Below are 18,995 nucleotides of genomic sequence, written 5' to 3' on the forward strand. Positions count from 1 at the left end.
TCTTGAATTGAAAGAAAGCGAACAGACGTTTATTTTTGCCGGACTTAGTGAGCAACCGGTGGTTTCTTTATTAAGAGAATTTTCTGCTCCTGTACAATTAAAAAATGACTTGACCCTTGATGAGTTACTATTTTTATTACGCTATGAAAGCGATGGTTATGCAAAATGGGATGCAGCACAGCGACTAGTCTTAAATTGCATCAATAAGTGTTTAAATACTTCATCTGATGAATGGCATATCCCAGAACCATTAATTTCTGCTTTCAGACATGTATTGCTTGATGCCTCTCTGGATGCTGATTTGCGTGCAGAATTACTTACTCCGCCTGGATTTGAAGAGGTTGCCGCTACATTGAAACGGATTGATGTAAGCCGTGTCGAGGCCGCTCGCGATTATTTTCGCAAGCAGCTTGGATTAAGTCTATATGATGCCGCATCGGATCTTTATAAGCAGTTGTGGCAAGAAGAAGATCATCAAATGAATGGTCCTGCATATGGGCGAAGAAAGTTACGTAATGTTTGTTTATGGTTGATGATGAAAGCGGACGAAGAGGCAAACAGAGAAACCTGCAAAATACAGTTTACCACAGCAAAAACGATGACAGATCAAATTGCAAGCTTCTCTTTATTGGTCAATTCAACCCATCCGGAGAGTCGCACCCAGGCAATTGACGATTTTTATCAGCAATGGTCTAAAGATGAATTGGTTTTGGATAAATGGTTTGCCCTGCAGGCAAGTTCAGAATTACCAGATGCGATTAGTCATGTGAAAAACCTATTAAAACATCCTGCATTCAGCATTAAAAATCCGAATAAGGTTCGTTCGCTTATTGGGGCATTTTGTATGGCAAACCCCAGGAATTTTCATGCGGCCGATGGAAGCGGATATGCCTTTTTAAGCGAGATGTTGATGACACTGGATAAACTAAACCCTCAAATAGCTGCTCGCATTGCAACGCCTTTTACTCGTTGGCAACGTTATGATCACTCCAGGCAGTCACTGATGAAGCAACAATTAGAGCAATTGGCGCAGCAGGAGTTATCTCGTGATTTGCGTGAGGTGGTGGATAAGAGCCTGGTAGTTTAACGAATAAAGGTACGGGGGACGTCTTAATAAGTCTGGTAACACTACTGTACTGACGCATCACGGCTCGTCCGTGGCATCCTGTTGCTCATGAGATGAATGGGCATTTTCTGGATGTCGCGGAAAAACTGTGGTACTTCGGAATAGGAAAAACTCCACGGACAGTGCGAAGTTACAGAGGACTATGCCGGCGACACTAATCTTGATTGCTGAGCTTTGCAGCTCAGCTTATAAGCCAGTACTCATCTATATAAATGACGGGCCTGAAGAGGATACCTCTTTGACATTATTTTGGCTGTCGAGAGGTGTTTTGTTTATCACACGAGAAAAGAGCGGGGGGCTTATTATTGGTTCTCCACCCAGATCCTGTTCGTACTGTGGGGCACTATCGTAAGTACTAGAATACGGATTCGTGCTTTTTGCTGCAGTAGTGTCGTTTGGAGCTGTCTTTGAAACAGAAGGCTTTGCTTCAAAAAGACGGGTTACTCCGACAATGGTTACGCTTACCAATGTGCCTAGAGCAGCACCTAATGCTGCACCTGCCAGTGCAGCAATTACTGGTAGTCCAAAGAAACCAACCAGACCACCAACTAAAGAACCGAATAACATGCCTCCTGCAATACCGCTCACTTCCGTTTCGAATCGTTTATTCGGAGGTGGATTATTGCTTTGTTTGGTTGGTATTTCAGCATTTTTTATTTCAGGCATTCTTAACATTGACAATGCTCTGTGTGTGGATGCTGATGGTTCTGGCATAGCATCATAATGAGAGAGCTTGGGAGCTGCCTTGTTGTTTTTAATAACTGCTTTGGCTTTGTTTGCCGTATCACTATTATCAGCGACGGGGTGATTCATTGGCTCACTTTTTACTACTATTGCTTCGCTGAGTTTTTTTGTCTCTTCACGTGTCATAAATCGGAGTACATTGTCCTTATTACCGAAATTGTCCAGGGTAGCGACCAGGGTTTCGTTATAGTGTACTTCTGAAGCACCAAATTCCTTCATTTTTTTATGGCTATAAGCATTGGTAAAATCACCACAGGAGTAAGCATCACCTTGTGGATGAGCTGGTCCTGTATGTCGGATGCGGATGAATTCTCTGGGTAGATTGCACTGTTCTAATAGATTCAGGGTGTAGCTATCAATAGCATACGCCCCTGCTGGCCCATAGGGGTCAAATAATTCTAGATCGTAAAATAGTCCATCTTCGAGCGGTTTTGTTAAATACATACCTCGCCAGTGTCCTGGGCCTATTGGGATTATTATATGGCGTATCTCTTCATTAAATAGTTCACTGGCAAGAGTATCTTGTATTGCAAAGGCTGAGCCTGGATCATGCTGATTTAATACTGCCAATACCGAAATAGTGCCGGTAGAGCGAGGCATGCTTAAGCTCATATCATGATCTTGCATTTGATCCCTAAGGGTACGAAGATGGAGAGGGGTCAAGTCAAAACGACCTGCAGAGAGATGTTTTTTCAGATTTTGAGCAGATTGCTCGGCCATCAGTTCGGTGATTAAATTATAAATCATGAACGCTGTTTCGGTTAAATCCTTATTTTTCTCCGATTTGCTGGATTTTATGAGCTTAATTAACTGATTAAGGGTCCCATCATTTTGACGATTTAATGCGATATTATTTGCAGCGGCAATGTCGTTAATCAGACTGAGTAGTTGTTCATCCGTTTCATTCAGCTGAGCCTTGAACCTGAGTAGCAAGGCGTTATAACTTTTACGTTGTATCTCTGCTGTTAATGCCATCTCTTGACTCCCATCGGGTATTCTTTTGATCAATGTTTGGATTATATGCGCAGAACCTTAAGAAAAAATGAAGTTTCACGTATATAAATCACTTTAAATCACAAAAAGATTCTTTCTCATAAAGGTAAAAGCAGCCTCATGTGTAACAAAGCGCTACTAAAATGTCTACACAAAATGATCATTATTTGCAAAATTTAGTTATATTGCTTGTTGAACTGTGATATTTTTTCGGATTATATTCTCGTTTGAATCTGCTGTTTCGATGAAGCCTGACGGTGAGTCATGGGTTTTGATGATAGAGTTTTAGATGAAATTAAGCTTGGTGAGCATATTAAAGTCTCGGTACGTCACGGGCTTTGTATGGGCGGGTTAGCCGTTGCTATCTGGATTGAGTTCAATTTATTAAAAGAGGCCAACAGTGGTTTATCATTTTGCAGTAATAGGAAATCCCATCGAGCACAGTTTGTCACCACAAATACATCAGCAGTTTGCGCGGCAATGTAATGTCTCTTTGTCATATGAGAAAATTGAAGGGCGCAATGCAGATTTTGAAAACCAAACCTTGGATTTTTTTCAACATGGAGGTTGGGGACTTAATGTCACCTTGCCTTTTAAGCAACGGGCTTTTGCTATGGCGGAGGTTGTTAGTGAGCGATGCTTGCGGGCTGGAGCGGCAAATACGTTAATGATTAAAAACAACACATTGTATGCGGATAACACTGATGGGATTGGCCTGATTCGTGATTTATCCCGCGTCATTACATTACAAAACAAGAACATTCTCATTTTAGGCGCCGGAGGGGCAACCCGGGGAATTATTTATCCTTTATTAGATATGAAACCGGCTTCCTTAACCCTCGTTAATCGCACTATGGCAAAAGCAGCACAGCTGCAAACAGAATTTCCTCTGATTAAAATTACATCTTTTGATGAGCTTCATGATTCTTTTGATTTGATAATTAATGCAACTTCGGCGAGCCTGGAGGGAAACGCTGTAGTCGTGCCTGAGGCAATCATGGCGCATCAACCGTTTTGTTATGACCTTGCCTATTCGAGAAAGGAACTGACTCCTTTTGTGTGCTATGCAAAAACTATGGGCTGCAAGGCTGCTGATGGTTTGGGGATGCTGGTGGAGCAAGCTGCAGAAGCCTTTTATCTGTGGCATGGACTTATGCCACAAACGGAGGCGGTTTTGCAGCGTTTACTCAATAACTAATTAAAAAATGCATTGACCTGATCTGCTGACGCAATAGTATCGTGATAGCCTAATTCTAAAAGCACACGAGTGAATTCTTTTTCAAAAAGTAAAAAGCTTAGTAAATCCCCTGAATGGCTTTTGGCTCCCAGGATGTTGAGTAAATATCTGAGTAAGGCGGGCATGCTTTGGAAATGTTCCTGAGCTACTGAAGCCATGTTTCTGCTTGGACGAAGATGCAGTGTGGTAATTGGACGCCATGGAGAACGTCGTTTTTTCCACATGGACAGAAGCATTGCGATTTCATTCATACGATTGACCATCTCAATGTCTCTATCAAGGTTATCCAGGAATAACCCATTCATCATATTCCCCAGAATATGGGCAAATGCGATGTCTCCATTTCGTAGGGTGTCAGGATCGGTAAACTCGGGTAGCTCTCTTGTTCCTAAAATCATGATTCTATCTACGTGAGAGCGAAGAGCTCCTCTTAGAGGAGTCCCAAGACCAATACTTCCATCACCATAATGAAACCCATCAAGATGAACCGGGGGGAAAAAAAGGGGGAGCGCACTTGATGCCAAAATATGCTGTGCATTAATTGTGGCTCTTTGACTGCTGTGCCGGGGATAATGCCAATCCTCAAATTCGACTTGATTATGATCATAAAAGGAAATGGTTTTATGTGTTTCGTATTGGGCAGTTAATACTTCAAAGGTGTCCAGGTGTCCTGCAGCTATATTGTGTTCAATTCGGCTAAAATCAATGGTTTCATCAAGAAATTGGTTTAATGGCGATGTGTCCAGTAAATGTCCTGCCTGGCGTTGTTTGATAATCAGTGTGCTGAGGTTACGCATTACCGATTTTCCTAATTCGTAATTGCTTGCCTTATATATTTTTTGGCAATGGATTTCACTCCAGATCGATTCCAGTTTATCAAGACCAGCGGGAAAGTCATCTGCATATTCTACGAGTACTGCTGCGTTGATGCTGCCAACACTAACCCCACTAACCATATCAAAAGGAAGTGATTTGGTTTGCAAAATATGACCAATCGCTTTCAGTACGCCTGCTTGATATGCGCCTCGCGCACCACCACCTGCCAGATAAAGAGCTTTTTTCGCCATCGTGATTTATTTTATTTATTATTATTGAAAATATAGCTGATTTTAATGAAAAATTCCAAAGAAGATAGAGTGATGCGATTATTTCTTAAATATTGGGTTATTATAAATACAACCATTTTTTTATTGGATACCCAATTATGGGATGTAATGACAAAATCAGATATTTTATTTGATAAACGCAGATGCATTATATTTCATCAATGATGGTGTGAAAGGCCTGAAATTAAGAGAGATGGCGAAGCACAATAAGCCATCAATTGGTCTTTCGGGAACTTCGTCAATTTATCTGTTAAAGCTCATTGCAAAAATTAAAAAATTCATATAATTTAAAAAATTAGCCCTCATAAAGGAATAGAGATTCATGCTGAATTTATTTCGTGAACAGCCACGTGCGTTTCACATGATTTTTATGTTGGAATTGTGGGAGCGGTTTGGTTTTTATACGGTTCAAGGCATCCTGACCCTTTATTTCATTCGCTATTTGGGGTATAGCGACACAGACGCTTATTATACTTTTGGCGCTTTTTCTGCCCTGGTCTATGGAATGGTCGTTATTGGAGGCTATCTAGGGGACAGGATTCTTGGTACTAAAAGAACCATTGTTTTGGGACTGATAGTGCTTGCAATGGGTTATTTTTTTCTGGCGTTTACTGATAAGCAACATGTCTTTCTTGCTCTGGGATTGATTTGTGTCGGGAACGGTTTATTTAAAGCAAATCCATCTAATCTGCTTTCCAAATGTTATGACGAGAATGATCCTCGTTTGCATGGGGGCTTTACCCTTTATTATATGGCCATAAATATAGGTAGTATGGTTGCTTTAATTGTAGGGCCTACAATCTCTAGCCGTTATGGATATTCTTATGCGTATCTGATTAGCGCAATAGGGCTGGTATTGGGATTGGTTAACTACTGCTTCCAGCGCCAATACGTGAAACATATAAATACTGAAGCAGATCAACGAATACTTTCTGTACGGCACTGGTTTTGGATCTTCATGGGGGTTTTTGCGTTTACCGAACTCTCAGCATATTTGCTACAGCATGTAATGTTGGCTAAAAATTTGTTGTGGTGCATCACCATTTTAGTTGTGGGCACTTACGCTTTTATGATGAGAAAAGAAAACCGTGCTACCTGTATGAAAATGTTAGTTGCTTTTGCCCTGATGCTAGAGGCCGTAATTTTCTTTACTCTATATCAGCAAATGCCTACTTCATTAAATTTATTTGCTGTAAATAACGTAATCCCCAATGTTCTGGGAATTACTATCGATGCCCAAAGTTTTCAGGCTCTTAATCCCATTTGGATCATATTGATGAGCCCTGTTTTAGCTTATATATATGGCAAGCTGAACAAAAAAGGTGTTTCACTTTCAATACCGTACAAATTTGCACTTGGGATGACGATGTGTGCGGTGAGTTTCCTTATGCTCTACTTTTCTCGTTATTTTTATACTGGAAATGGAATGGTATCTTCCTGGTGGTTAATTTGCAGTTATTTATTCCAGAGTCTTGGAGAATTGCTGGTTTCTGCCTTAGGAGTTGCTATGGTTGCCGAATTGGTTCCTGCACAAATTACAGGTTTTGTAATGGGGATGTGGTTTTTAACTTCGGCTGTCGCCGGATTTATTGGTGCTTCTGTCGCGTCATATACCGCACTTCCTGAAACGATTAAACCAGGAGTTGAATCTCTTATCATTTATACTGATGTATTTGCTTGTATAGGAATAGTTACTTTTATTATCGCATTGCTCATGTGGTTTTTATCGCCACGTTTGAGTCGTTATATCGCGGCTGATAATAATAATTCAGCAAATGAAATTGAGGCCGTAGAGTTTTCTACAACCTATATTCCAAGTCATTAAACTATTTATATTTTCATTGTGCGGCACAGCCGATGGTGTATACCTTGTGTGCCGCTGATGTTAAATCCGGTAAAAAACATTGATTTGATTTACCTTGAAGATAACTACTCATTTCTAATTGATGGGGTATCCATCGACCTGACTGCCCATCAAAATACCTTTTAGTCTTAATCGACCGTCAAGTCCAGAGCATATCTCACTATTTATTTGGAGTATTATTTGTTATTTTCGCTTAAATTTGTCATAATATTGACCACTTGAGTTTTATTTGACTGTTATTGGATAAAATTTTTCCATGCAATGAGTTTTTACATCCTGGGATATTTTGATTCAGCACAGTTCTCATGGGTATCATATGTCGATGAGAAAAGGGGGAGGCATGAGAGGAGCGATTGTACTAGGGGAAAAGTCTCAAGGCTTAATTAAAGAGCTTTTAGATACCGATTTTTCACTTTTTAGTACTTTGGAAAATATGCCTAGGTTAGAAGATACAACAGATCTAATGGAGTGGTTAACCTGGGACATTATTATTTCTGATGCCTTACCCCCAAAGCATAAAGAAAAAATCGAATTCATCCTCGCATCGTTGCATGCTGAATTATTAAGAGATTTGCTAATATCCATGCAGGGCATCAAGTTACTTGATAATAAAATAATAGAAGAAGATCCTCCATTTAGTAACCAAGCTGAGTTTATTCTTCTTGCAATTGCCGGGACTTTATTAGCCGCCTGTGAAGGATTTGACAGTATTGCATCTTTAATGTCGGTCTTATCATTTCCTGCTTTGTCTATTCTTGCTGCAGGCGTTGCTTTTGCTGCATTATCTATATTTGTGTTTTATGGATTTGATTTGGTTCAGGTGTCGCAGAATTTAGGCATCAAATTAAAAGAGTCTCCCAAATTACTTGATGTTTATTTGTTGCAGATGGCAGAACTTAAAGCAATTAGACGTACCATGGAATCTGCTAATCTTGTAACACTCTCTGTAGAGGATTTAGAGCAGTACTTATTTACTCTCGCCATACTGCAAAAGCGTTTAAAGGCTCTTTGCCTTTCCAGTGAGCAGTTTGATCTGGCGTTAAACAGCGGGGATATGGAAGTCACTGAAACCATTGTATCATGGATGGCTGGCCTGCTGTTTTTTGGTAGTGGTTTTTTTGCTGGCCAATCTGTTGCTCTCTTTTTTTTCGAGCTTTGTATGGCAACAGTCGCTCCAACATTCTTGCCTGTCGTACTGTTTAGTTTAGGTATAGGGGTAGCGGCTTTTTGTATTTATTGGAATGTTGAGCGCATTGGTATTAAAGCCTTGATAGGCAGTTGGTTTGGTTTGGATGAAGAGAAAATAAAGACATTATGCGATCCGGAAAAATTAGTTGGCGAAACGCTTAAACAGGATAATTTAATGGATCAGATCTTGAGCACCAAGGCAGTGCTCCAGGAGCTGGCAGCATTACAACGCATGAATAAAACTCATTCTGAACACACTGCAGTCAATCAACCTGTTGAGTCTGTAGAATCAGTTGCTCCAAGGAATTCAACGATTCGAACCAGTAATAATATCTATTCTTTTCATTTGCATCCTAATGCCCAGGGGAGCAATCATTCTGATCTTGATTATGATGATGTATCTGGTTATAGCTACAGTTAGAATCATTATGATGCAAGCCATAATTGATATTGGCCAAATGGAGCGGCATGTAAATTAACAGTGAATTTCCCTGTAAATAATCAGGATTTGTTGTTAAATAAAATTCATCCAACTCGCAGTGTTCATCCAGCTTTAATGTATATTGGCTGCGCAGTTGAACCAGCGGCGAATTCACTACCATGGGGTGATTGTTAGTTGAGATCCATCCATATTGTTTCTTGAATGAATTGACTATACTTATAATTTGATCAGGAACTCGTTGTTCAGGTTTGGGATAAATAGAATCATTCAATTGATATATAAATTTGTAAGCTAGTGGATTATTGGCAAAGGCCAAATAGCTCAATTCTTCTTGAGGATTCGCTAATTTTTCTTTTATTGCCAATGTAAGGCCAGCAGACTCAATAGTCGGTGCTACTTTAAAATGAGGATTGAGATAAATATAGGCAGAATATACGGTGATCTGTTTTTTACCAAGCATAACGGTTTGCCGATAAGTGCGAGAAAATCCGGCAATTTCATTATTCATCCCATATTGAATGCTTAATTCTCCACTTAATCTCGGTTGAATAATTAAGTGTGTAAATTCATTTTGATCCGCCAGATGATACGAATTGGCAAGAAAATGGTATAAATTATTTATTATTTGTTGAGGAATTTGTTGTTTTTTTTCAATCAAATAAGAGTCAATAGCGACAATATTTTGTGATTTCATCGTTCTACTCCGTTGAACATTCCGCTCTAAGGTTGCTGCGTGAATTTATCCATAATGTATGTATAAGTAAACGGGGAATAAAAATTAATCAACTAATTTTAGTTATAGACTGAATTCTATTCTTGTCAAACCAGGCAATTCTTGATTGATACAACATGATTTTTAAATGAGTTTATCAGGTGGTGGTAAATTAAATCTTTAATGTGTCTTTTACGAAAGGAATCGTAATTTTACGATGGGCCGCCAATGAGGCATCATCTAAACGATTAAGCAATTGGTGTAGATCGTGCATGTTGCGGGAACATCGGTTTAGTAGAAACTGTCCCACACTTTCTGGCAAATCAAATCCTCGTTTCAGGGCGTGTAATTTCAATGTGTTGATTTTTTCCTCGTCACTGAGTTCATTTAACTGAATAACCAGACCCCAGGCTAGTCTTGAACGCAAATCGGCAAGATTAATCGTACTTTGCGAGGGGGGGTGGTTTCCCGAAATAATTAACAGGCCTTGTTCCATGTCTTTGATTCTATTGTACAGATGAAATAATGCTTCCTCCCAGTCGGCATCTTGCGCAATGGTATTTATATCATCAATACAGACTAATGTTTGTTCTTCCAGACCCTCAAGCGTTTGAGGGCCCCAGTCTTTAAGCAGAGCCAGGGGAAGATAAATTGCTGATTGCTTTGAATTAATGGCTTGACAGCAACCTTGCAAAATATGAGATTTTCCACAGCCAGGAGGCCCCCAAAGATAAAGCAATCTATCTTCTTTCAGGGTTAGCATGCGCTCCAACTGCTGTTGCAGAAGCCCGTTATTATTCCAGTTAAAGTCAGCAAGCGTTGCTTCATCACTTAATTTTATGGCTAAAGCTAATTGCTTGTTCATTTTAATAAATCTTTTTTGGGCCAGGCCTTATTACTCCAGGTCCAGACATAATCAATATAAGTAATAGTAGTCGTAAATGCGGTTAAATAAATTACTGCCTCAACGCAATAAGGAGGAAATTTAAAATAGGCTAATTCAAACAAGCATAAAGTGACCAGAAACAGTTGAAAGGTCGTATTAAATTTACTGAGTAAGGTGGGTTCAAAAGCCGGTTTACGTTGTATAAACCAATACCAGGCAATGACGCCAATAGATATGGACGCATCTCTAAGAAATACCAGAATAACTAACCACCAAGGTAACGAACCTATAAGTGCCAGAGAGATAAAGCTTGAGGCAACTAATAATTTATCAGCCATAGGATCAACAAATGAGCCAAAGAAACTTTGCCAATGAAAATGTCGGGCTAGCCAGCCATCCAGTCCATCAGTAATTCCCGCTAGGATAAAAGTATAAAAAGCATTAACGTATTCATGATGATATAAATACATTAAAAATGGGACTATTAATCCTAGCCGAAACAATGTTAAGGCATTAGGTATATGTTTTAGTATCATGTGTCATACGATAATTAATTTACTCTCATTGTGATTCGCATGTTAAGAGTATGTATTGCGCCTCATGTGCATCTGCATGGTTGAATGTACAAGCGACAGTAGTACGAACTAGTTTATACAATACCGTTGACTCTGTCACGTGGTTGAGGAAGGTAAAACGTATATTGGCATTAACTTAATACCTTAATTGGGTGCTAATGCAACAATTGATTCCTTCCTTGCTAACCAGGGAATATTTGGTGTTTTAGTCGATTAAGGGGTTTTCCTCCTGTATATAAACGCTTTTGAAGGAGTTTGAACTTAATTTCATGGTGAATACACACTGATGTTGCCAGGTATCCTGAAATAATTGCTTTTTTTGCCAACTAAGGGTTTGGGGATCGATATCTGTGGCGATTTCGGCCAGTACCTTGTTTAATGCGTGATGTACTTCGTTCCATAATAATGTCTCAGCGAGCTGGAATTCCGCAGTTAATGCATTGACCCAGCGTTTGATATTCTTCTGCAGAATATTTTTTATAAAAGAGGTACTTAGTTCATCTGGGGTTATTGTTTTTAATGACGTGCTCAGCGGCAACTCGGAATGTTCTTTCGTCGTAACGAAAAAACGATCATCAATCTTTATGTCAGTCAATTTTTTTAAAATCAGGCCTCTTGGGATGCTTTCTTCAAAAATAATCAGCATATTCTGTTCTAGTGTTTCTAACACTACCCCGTGCTTTAAAAAAAGGTGTAGTGAGCCCAACAAAATTTTATAACAATAAAAAGCAAAATAGGGTACGGGAGCCAAGCCACTTTCATTAATTATTTCGATAATTAATGGTTTATGGGTAATTGGTGAATTTGAGAATAAACTGGGCAATGGTACGAGTTTCTGGTTTTTATTTATCAGGTTTATTGGATTTTGATAAAAACTTGCTGTCAGTTTCTTGTTACGGTGTTCTGAAATGTTATGGTCTTGTAAGCTAATACAGGCTAATTGATTCATGAGAAATAAGCTGTTTTCATAATGATTGGTACGAATCAATAACGAGTTTAGCCAGTTCATCAACTCAGGGGAGTGGTTATTCAAGGTGGTGGAATTCGAATGGTGCATTTCGGGGGTATTGATTGATGTCGCTAAATGAATAAGCGCACGAGAATTATCTAAAGGAAACATCATATCCAGAGACATCGAGGGCATGAGGCTTTGATGATGAGGTAACAATATGAGTCGTTTTTTATCGATTAAGGACGCGTACACTGGTTGTATCTGATTACGCCATTGCCAGGGGTGTACGGGAATTGGGTAATAATTATCTGGGTCCAGATGATGGAGAACCAATCGTTCACGCCATAGAGTATATTCTTTAGGGAATTGTTCTGCAATTTGGTTGTGGAACCTATCGGGCTGTAGAGGAATAAAAGCATTTTCTTTACTTAACGCACACCAATGAATACTTATTTTAGCCTGAAATTCCGGGGAGTTCTGTAATACTTCTCGACGAGTGAATCCTTTTTTTGTGCGAAAAGTTGGCAGATAAGAGTCACCAATGCATCCCCATTGTTCAAGAAATAAGAGGGTTTGATAAGCAGTTTGGCTCTTATTCATCCAGGACCATAAACTACTGTGTGTTAGGGCTTCATTATGGATTTGGGTGTTCCAGCATTGTTTGTATGCCTGGGCCAGGGCATCATTGGCAATTGATTCATCGAGGTCATTGCGCATGTTTTGCCATTGAAAAAACTGGCTGGCAGGAAGGGCCTTTTTTAACCTTATCTGTAATTGATCCAGCAAATCGTGAACATGATGGCTGGCAATGGGGGCATCGAGCAGTTGTTCTTTTAGGGCGGCTTGCTGCAATCGTTTTAATGCATCACGATGAGCCAGGGTGATGAAATAATCAATGCTGCTTTGAGGCAAGCCAATACCGATTTCGAAGAGCAGAAATCTTATTTGATGACTTAATTCATGGTAATTTCCATACGCCAGGGCCATTTTTATCTCCAGATGCAATGATTCATTAACATTAATATAAATGATAATCATTCTCATTTGCAAGTTCTATTATTGATGATTGATTGAATGGAGCAATTGATAAAGACAGTTTCCTATAATAAAAAATTTACAGCATGAAGCAATTTATTGTCGCATTAATATTTTGGTGGCTTGGCCTGATATCTCTTAATTGATCGATGTTTGTAGATAAGGCTTTAGGTGTTACTATGCGCTGCTTTTTTAATCAAGAGTTTTATTCATGATGTACAGGCCTGATATAGACGGATTAAGAGCCATCGCTATTTTGCTGGTCTTAATATACCATGGAGGCCTTTCTTTATTCCCCTCTGGATTTATTGGGGTCGATGTTTTTTTTGTCATTTCCGGTTTTTTAATCACTAAAATAATAAACGAGTCTTTAAATAATCAGCATTTCTCGTTTCTTGATTTTTATAATCGCAGATTATGGCGACTTCAACCGGTATTTGTTTGTCTGCTACTGGTTACTACAGTGTTTTCGCTATTATTATTTCTCCCTGATGATTTAATTCAATTTAGCCGAAGTGCGCGAAAAACTTCTTTATTTGTTTCTAATTTATTTTTTAACAAAACGACCACTGGATATTTTGCTCCAGAAACACAATTGCTTCCTTTACTGCATACCTGGTCGCTCTCGATTGAATGGCAGTGTTATTTGCTTTTGCCTCTTGTTATGTTCTGTTTGCATCGTTTATTTAGCAAGCGTAATGTATTGCTTGCTGTAGGGATACTTACTCTGTTCAGTTTTATAATGAGCTTACATAGTTCAAATGAACTGCCGATACACACTTATTATCAGTTTTCCAGTCGATTGTTTGAGTTTTTAATTGGTGGGTGTATCGCCTTAATCCCAGTGAATAAACCTGTCTTGCATCCCTATGTTGCCACGGTGGCAGGAGCTGCCTCTTTGATAGCCATTATATACATTGGCAGTCTTAAGCATTTGTTACCAGGATACCCTGATTGGTATGCATTAACGGTTTGTATGGCAACAGGAATTTTGATTGCCCTGGGTTCATTTTACCCGCGCCATTTTTTGGTCCGGTGGCTTTCTTTTAAGCCATTGGTTGGGATAGGTATTTTATCTTATTCACTGTATATATGGCATTGGGCTGTATTTTCATTTTTAAGATATCAGAATAGTACGGAGACAACTGGGCTCTTGTTGCTGGCCTATGGGATAACTGCTGTTTTAGGATACTTCTCCTGGAGATATATTGAAACACCTGCCAGACGATATAAAAACGTCCAATTCCGTTATACCTTAGTCATTTTATTGGTGTTGCCTTTTGTTCTGACTCATTTGAGCTCTGCTGTTTTCAAATTTTATTCTGGATTTCCGCAGCGCTTTGAACCGGAATTAACCCGTGTTTATCAGCAATTAAACCAATATGAAAATCAGCAAAGGCCCTTGTGTATTGGTAATAACAAGGCGGATTCATCTGATTTATGTACGCTTGGAGCAACGGAGTCACCCGCTAAAAGCGGTTTTATGATAGGAGATTCTTTTTCTAATCATTATTGGGGGTTCATGGATATTCTTGGCAAATCGGCTGGGGTTTCAATACAGATGGAAGGCACTTCATTCTGTCTCACTTTACCAGGACTCTACCTGTATGACTGGTGGTATTTTAAAGATAAAACTTATCAGGAATGCTATAGACAGACACAAAAATATTTTAGCAAGATTCAACAGAATCGCTATGATTACGTCATTATTGGGCAGATTTGGGGGGATTATTTAACCGACAGCATTATTAATTCTATCGGTGATGAGCGTTCTGTATCTTTAGCCAAATATCGATTCCGGGAGGCTTTAGAGCGCGCACTAAAAATAATAACCGAAAGTGGGGCCAATCCTGTTCTGATTAAATCTACGGCGTTAACAAAGCATAATGCACGGGAATGTGTGTTCAAACACTTTAAATTACACCAGTCTTATGTAGCTGATGAATGTAATTTCAGGTTACAACTATCAGAACAAGAACATTGGATCTATTCTTTATTTGAGGAACTGGCATTAAAATATCCGCAATTAATTGTCATTGATCCTACGCTTGTCCAATGTCCTGAACAATTGTGCAACGTTGAGTTTAACGGGGTGCCTATATATCGTGATGCGGTGCATATTACTGATTTTGCATCGTACCAATTAGGCACTCTTTATTTGCAGCAATTTGGTAATCCACTTACTTAGCTTGCTTATTTTTCTCAATATTTTTACGATATAGAATTACCGTATTGCCAATCATTTGTACTAATTCAGCCTGTAATTGCTGACATAATTCATTGGCCATTTCTATCCGGTCTTCTCTTTCTGCACCATTAATTTTTACTTTAATTAATTCATGAGAGAGTAATGCAATATTGGTTTCTGCTATAACCGCTTCCGTTAAGCCTTTTGCTCCTAATAGTATTACTGGTTTTAAATGATGGGCTAATGCCTTAAGCGATTGTTTGAACGAAGTATCCACTGTGATGATCCTAATCGATAAAATGGCAAATTATTGCACGTTTTGCTGGGAAAAGGTAGTAAAATTCAGTATCATAGGAAAATTCAATATTATTTATGATGGTTATGAATCGGACTAAAAGCAGTAAACGTTGGTTACAAGAGCACTTTGATGACGTTTATGTTAAAAAGGCACAGGCGGAAGGCTACAGAAGCCGTGCGGTATATAAATTAAAAGAAGTTGATGAAAAAGAGTTTTTAATCCGGCCAGGAATGACCGTTGTAGATTTAGGGGCGGCTCCAGGAGGGTGGACACAATATGCAACTCAAAAGCTAAATGGTAACGGACGTATCGTTGCTTTAGATATTTTACCCATGGATGCATTACCCGATGTAACAGTCATTCAGGGGGATTTTAGAGAAGATTCCGTGTTACAGGAATTAATAAATCTAATTCCTGAGAGAGGGTTGGACTTGTTATTATCAGATATGGCCCCAAATATGAGTGGAAGTGCAGCTATTGATATTCCGCGTGCTATGTATTTAGTGGAGTTGGCTTTTGATTTTGCTGAAAAAATGTTAAAACCTGGTGGCTCTATGTTAGTTAAAGTTTTTCATGGTTCTGGTTTTGATGATTTAGTAAAACAAGCACGAGCATCTTTTGAGCGGGTGGTGATTCGTAAGCCAGCAGCTTCAAGATCTCGTTCAAAAGAAACCTATTTGCTGGCAAAGGGCTATAATTTATAGTAGCTTTATATATGTCTCTTAAGGATAAAAATGCATAATGACAGGCAATTGAATTTTTAAGAGTTATTTTATCGTTCTCACAACAAAGCTGTAAGTAACTAACGGGGTTAATACTTTGAACGACATGGTTAAGAATTTATTTTTATGGCTGATTATAGCGATTGTTCTCGTCTCTGTTTTCAGTAATTTTGGGCCTCGTAACTCTGTTGCTGAGAAAGTTTCTTACAGCCAGTTTTTGAAAGAAGTCGATCAGGGTATGATCAACTCAGTTACAATTGAAGACAGCAAAATCATCAAAGGGATGACAAAAAATAATAAACGTTTTGTCACCTATATGCCGATGCAGGACAACGCTCTTTTAGGTGAGTTATTAAAAGGCAAAGTCGATGTGAGTGGGCAGGAAAAACAACAGGAGAGTTTCCTTCTGCATTTGTTTATCAATTGGTTTCCTATGCTGCTTCTAATTGGTGTCTGGATCTTTTTTATGCGGCAAATGCAAGGCGGTGGTGGTCGTGGGGCAATGTCTTTTGGTAGATCCCGGGCGCGATTGCTGGGTGAAGATCAAGTCAAAGTTACGTTTGCAGACGTAGCTGGTGTTGATGAAGCCAAAGAGGAAGTGAAAGAACTGGTTGATTTTTTACGCGATCCAACCAAATTCCAAAACCTCGGTGGACGAATTCCGCGGGGAGTTTTGTTAGTCGGTTCTCCTGGTACTGGTAAAACTCTTTTGGCCAGAGCTGTTGCTGGTGAAGCAAAAGTACCTTTCTTTACTATTTCTGGTTCAGATTTCGTTGAAATGTTTGTTGGTGTTGGTGCTTCTCGTGTACGTGACATGTTTGAACAGGCGAAAAAACACGCTCCTTGCATTATTTTCATCGACGAAATTGATGCTGTTGGTCGCCATAGAGGTGCAGGCCTTGGTGGTGGTCATGATGAACGCGAGCAAACCCTTAACCAATTGTTGGTTGAAATGGATGGTTTTGAAGGAAGCGAAGGCGTTATTGTTGTTGCCGCAACGAACCGACCTGATGTTCTTGATCCTGCTCTTTTACGCCCAGGACGATTCGATCGCCAGGTTGTCGTTCCATTACCTGATATCAGAGGTCGTGAACAAATTTTAAGAGTTCATTTGCAAAAAGTTCCAGTGGAAAGCAATATTGAAATTATGGATATCGCCCGAGGAACTCCAGGTTTCTCCGGGGCTGATTTAGCGAATTTGGTTAATGAAGCAGCTTTGTTTTCTGCTCGAGCGAATAAGCGCAAAGTCGGGATGTTGGAACTAGATAAAGCTAAAGATAAAATCATGATGGGTACCGAAAGACGCTCTATGGTGATGGATGATAATGAGAAAAAATTAACTGCATACCATGAGGCAGGTCACGCCATAGTTGGCTTATCTGTTCCTGAACATGATCCTGTGTACAAGGTGTCTATTATTCCTCGAGGCAGGGCCTTAGGTGTCACCATGTTTTTACCCGAACAAGATCGATACAGCCATAGCAAACGCCGTCTGGAAAGCCAACTGTCCAGTTTATTTGGGGGGCGGATTGCTGAGGAACTGATTTTTGGCCTTGAAAGTGTTACTACCGGGGCATCTAATGACATTATGCGCTCTACAGAGATAGCACGCAAAATGGTTACCACATGGGGCTTATCACCCTTGGGACCACTAACGTTTGGAGAAGAAGAGGAAGAGGTTTTCTTAGGTCGCTCCATGAACAAACATAAAGAAATGTCTGATCGTACGGCTCAGCAGATTGATGATGAGGTGAGAGCTATAATTGACCGAAATTATCAGCGAGCGAAAGAAATATTGCTTGCGAATATGGATAATTTACATTTGATGGCTGAGAGCTTGATAAAATACGAGACGATTGATGCCGATCAGATAAAAGAAATCATGAATGGAAAGGAACCTTCGCCACCAGCTGGTTGGGGTGCATCTAAACCTTTAGAAAAGCCTGAAGTGGTAAATGATACACCTGTAAAGCCTGTTAATGGTGAGCATATAGATAACCCAGCTGAAGAGCATTAATTGCTAAATAGACGCTGTTAACAGAGAGATATCGGTGAGTCCAGAACAATTTATTGGCTGGCTTGAACAAAAAAACCAGCCAGATATATCTTCTTCTTTTCAAAAGCCATTAATTATGGGAGTGCTGAATGTAACGTCTGACTCTTTTTTTGATGGTGGGCGTTATCTGTCTATGGATAGAGCATGTGAACATGCATTTGATTTGATTGCTCACGGAGCCGATATTATTGATATCGGTGGCGAATCGACAAAACCAGGAGCAATTGAAGTTCCACTTGATATAGAATTATCAAGGATCGTGCCTGTAATTGAGCATATTCGAAAAAATTCGGATGTCTGCATTTCCATTGACACGTACAAACCTCAAGTAATGAGTGCGGCCGTTTATGCTGGAGCTAACATCATTAATGATGTCTATGCGCTACAACGGGATGGCGCACTATCTATTGCTGCTCAGCTGGGTGTACCAGTTTGCCTTATGCATATGCAAGGAACGCCGAATACCATGCAAAATCAACCTACTTATCCAGAGGGCGTGATGGTAGAGCTGATGCAGTTTTTTCGTGGGCGCATTAATGCTTGTGAAAATGCAGGGATAAAAAAAGACAGGATCATTATCGATCCAGGCTTTGGTTTTGGGAAGTTGGTCGAGCATAATTTGCATTTAATGAATAAATTAGACAAATTAAACGAATTTAATTTGCCTGTTCTTTTGGGGCTTTCTCGAAAAAGTACCATTGGAGCTGTGTTAGGAAAAGAAACAGAACAGAGATTGGTTGGCAGTATCGCACTTGCGGTTTATGCAGCCCTTAAAGGGGTGGGCATTATCAGAACGCATGACGTAGATGAGACGAATCAGGCACTCTTGATGGTCGATGCTGTAAGTCAGGCCAACTAGTAACTCAGTTAT

Annotated in this window: 15 protein-coding genes; 8 read left to right on the plus strand and 7 right to left on the minus strand. The window is 39.6% G+C overall.

Annotated features, from left to right (window positions below):
* Positions 1 to 1,087: DUF3458 domain-containing protein (locus Q0495_RS14500; RefSeq protein ID WP_298627566.1), on the plus strand; the 1,087-nt coding region annotated here is incomplete at its 5' end.
* 243 nt (positions 1,088 to 1,330) lie between these two features.
* On the opposite strand, the gene Q0495_RS14505 is transcribed toward Q0495_RS14500, so the two are convergent.
* Entirely contained in the window at positions 1,331 to 2,845 is a 1,515-nt protein-coding gene (locus Q0495_RS14505; RefSeq protein ID WP_298627568.1) for a DUF456 domain-containing protein, read from the minus strand.
* A 418-nt stretch (positions 2,846 to 3,263) separates the two neighbouring features.
* On the opposite strand from Q0495_RS14505, the gene aroE reads away from it, so the two are divergent.
* Complete coding sequence (gene aroE / locus Q0495_RS14510; RefSeq protein ID WP_298627570.1) at positions 3,264 to 4,061, plus strand: shikimate dehydrogenase; 798 nt, start codon at positions 3,264 to 3,266, stop codon at positions 4,059 to 4,061.
* On the opposite strand, the gene Q0495_RS14515 is transcribed toward aroE, so the two are convergent.
* Entirely contained in the window at positions 4,058 to 5,167 is a 1,110-nt protein-coding gene (locus tag Q0495_RS14515) for a patatin-like phospholipase family protein (RefSeq protein ID WP_298627572.1), read from the minus strand. The genes aroE and Q0495_RS14515 overlap by 4 nt on opposite strands.
* A 361-nt stretch (positions 5,168 to 5,528) precedes the next feature.
* Between Q0495_RS14515 and Q0495_RS14520 the strand changes: the two genes are divergently transcribed.
* Entirely contained in the window at positions 5,529 to 7,031 is a 1,503-nt protein-coding gene (locus Q0495_RS14520; RefSeq protein WP_298627574.1) for an oligopeptide:H+ symporter, read from the plus strand.
* Positions 7,032 to 7,410: 379 nt separating this feature from the next.
* On the plus strand, positions 7,411 to 8,679 hold the full coding sequence (locus Q0495_RS14525; RefSeq protein ID WP_298627576.1) for a hypothetical protein: 1,269 nt from the start codon (positions 7,411 to 7,413) through the stop codon (positions 8,677 to 8,679).
* Here the strand turns inward: Q0495_RS14525 and Q0495_RS14530 are convergent.
* The 4 genes from Q0495_RS14530 to Q0495_RS14545 form a co-directional block, all read right to left on the minus strand.
* The gene (locus Q0495_RS14530; RefSeq protein WP_298627578.1) at positions 8,612 to 9,394 is read right to left on the minus strand and encodes a hypothetical protein; all 783 of its coding nucleotides are present in this window, start codon (positions 9,392 to 9,394) and stop codon (positions 8,612 to 8,614) included. The two genes, Q0495_RS14525 and Q0495_RS14530, sit on opposite strands and share 68 nt — an antisense overlap.
* 190 nt (positions 9,395 to 9,584) lie before the next feature.
* Positions 9,585 to 10,277: a DnaA regulatory inactivator Hda gene (gene hda / locus Q0495_RS14535; RefSeq protein WP_298627580.1), complete on the minus strand. Its 693-nt coding sequence runs from the start codon at positions 10,275 to 10,277 to the stop codon at positions 9,585 to 9,587.
* On the minus strand, positions 10,274 to 10,834 hold the full coding sequence (locus tag Q0495_RS14540; protein WP_298627582.1) for a CDP-alcohol phosphatidyltransferase family protein: 561 nt from the start codon (positions 10,832 to 10,834) through the stop codon (positions 10,274 to 10,276). The genes hda and Q0495_RS14540 overlap by 4 nt, the downstream gene beginning before the upstream one ends.
* A 244-nt stretch (positions 10,835 to 11,078) precedes the next feature.
* On the minus strand, positions 11,079 to 12,869 hold the full coding sequence (locus Q0495_RS14545) for an IucA/IucC family protein (protein WP_298627583.1): 1,791 nt from the start codon (positions 12,867 to 12,869) through the stop codon (positions 11,079 to 11,081).
* Positions 12,870 to 13,071: 202 nt separating this feature from the next.
* Between Q0495_RS14545 and Q0495_RS14550 the strand changes: the two genes are divergently transcribed.
* The gene (locus Q0495_RS14550; protein WP_298627585.1) at positions 13,072 to 15,048 is read left to right on the plus strand and encodes an acyltransferase family protein; all 1,977 of its coding nucleotides are present in this window, start codon (positions 13,072 to 13,074) and stop codon (positions 15,046 to 15,048) included.
* On the opposite strand, the gene yhbY is transcribed toward Q0495_RS14550, so the two are convergent.
* A complete protein-coding gene (gene yhbY, locus Q0495_RS14555) occupies positions 15,041 to 15,325 on the minus strand; it encodes a ribosome assembly RNA-binding protein YhbY (protein WP_298627587.1) in 285 nt (94 codons plus the stop codon). The two genes, Q0495_RS14550 and yhbY, sit on opposite strands and share 8 nt — an antisense overlap.
* 104 nt (positions 15,326 to 15,429) lie before the next feature.
* Here yhbY and rlmE point away from each other — a divergent pair, with 104 nt between their 5' ends.
* From rlmE to folP, 3 genes are all read left to right on the plus strand, one after another.
* On the plus strand, positions 15,430 to 16,050 hold the full coding sequence (gene rlmE / locus Q0495_RS14560) for a 23S rRNA (uridine(2552)-2'-O)-methyltransferase RlmE (RefSeq protein WP_298627589.1): 621 nt from the start codon (positions 15,430 to 15,432) through the stop codon (positions 16,048 to 16,050).
* Positions 16,051 to 16,174: 124 nt separating this feature from the next.
* Entirely contained in the window at positions 16,175 to 18,085 is a 1,911-nt protein-coding gene (gene ftsH, locus Q0495_RS14565; RefSeq protein ID WP_298627610.1) for an ATP-dependent zinc metalloprotease FtsH, read from the plus strand.
* A 34-nt stretch (positions 18,086 to 18,119) separates the two neighbouring features.
* Positions 18,120 to 18,983 carry a dihydropteroate synthase gene (gene folP / locus Q0495_RS14570; RefSeq protein ID WP_298627591.1) on the plus strand — a complete coding sequence of 288 codons (864 nt, stop codon included), beginning with the start codon at positions 18,120 to 18,122 and terminating at the stop codon, positions 18,981 to 18,983.
* Positions 18,984 to 18,995: the final 12 nt, after the last annotated feature.

This window comes from uncultured Legionella sp., assembly GCF_937871865.1.
GTDB lineage: Bacteria > Pseudomonadota > Gammaproteobacteria > Legionellales > Legionellaceae > Legionella.

What these genes read in the sequence shown, in the direction of transcription:
- Q0495_RS14505 (WP_298627568.1), bottom strand. Translation starts at nt 2,845, where the DNA reads ATGGCATTAACAGCAGAGATACAACGTAAAAGTTATAACGCCTTGCTA.
- Q0495_RS14530 (WP_298627578.1), bottom strand. Translation starts at nt 9,394, where the DNA reads ATGAAATCACAAAATATTGTCGCTATTGACTCTTATTTGATTGAAAAA.
- Q0495_RS14515 (WP_298627572.1), bottom strand. Translation starts at nt 5,167, where the DNA reads ATGGCGAAAAAAGCTCTTTATCTGGCAGGTGGTGGTGCGCGAGGCGCA.
- Q0495_RS14525 (WP_298627576.1), top strand. Translation starts at nt 7,411, where the DNA reads ATGAGAGGAGCGATTGTACTAGGGGAAAAGTCTCAAGGCTTAATTAAA.
- Q0495_RS14520 (WP_298627574.1), top strand. Translation starts at nt 5,529, where the DNA reads ATGCTGAATTTATTTCGTGAACAGCCACGTGCGTTTCACATGATTTTT.
- ftsH (WP_298627610.1), top strand. Translation starts at nt 16,175, where the DNA reads ATGGTTAAGAATTTATTTTTATGGCTGATTATAGCGATTGTTCTCGTC.
- rlmE (WP_298627589.1), top strand. Translation starts at nt 15,430, where the DNA reads ATGAATCGGACTAAAAGCAGTAAACGTTGGTTACAAGAGCACTTTGAT.
- Q0495_RS14540 (WP_298627582.1), bottom strand. Translation starts at nt 10,834, where the DNA reads ATGATACTAAAACATATACCTAATGCCTTAACATTGTTTCGGCTAGGA.
- Q0495_RS14545 (WP_298627583.1), bottom strand. Translation starts at nt 12,869, where the DNA reads ATGAGAATGATTATCATTTATATTAATGTTAATGAATCATTGCATCTG.
- hda (WP_298627580.1), bottom strand. Translation starts at nt 10,277, where the DNA reads ATGAACAAGCAATTAGCTTTAGCCATAAAATTAAGTGATGAAGCAACG.
- Q0495_RS14550 (WP_298627585.1), top strand. Translation starts at nt 13,072, where the DNA reads ATGATGTACAGGCCTGATATAGACGGATTAAGAGCCATCGCTATTTTG.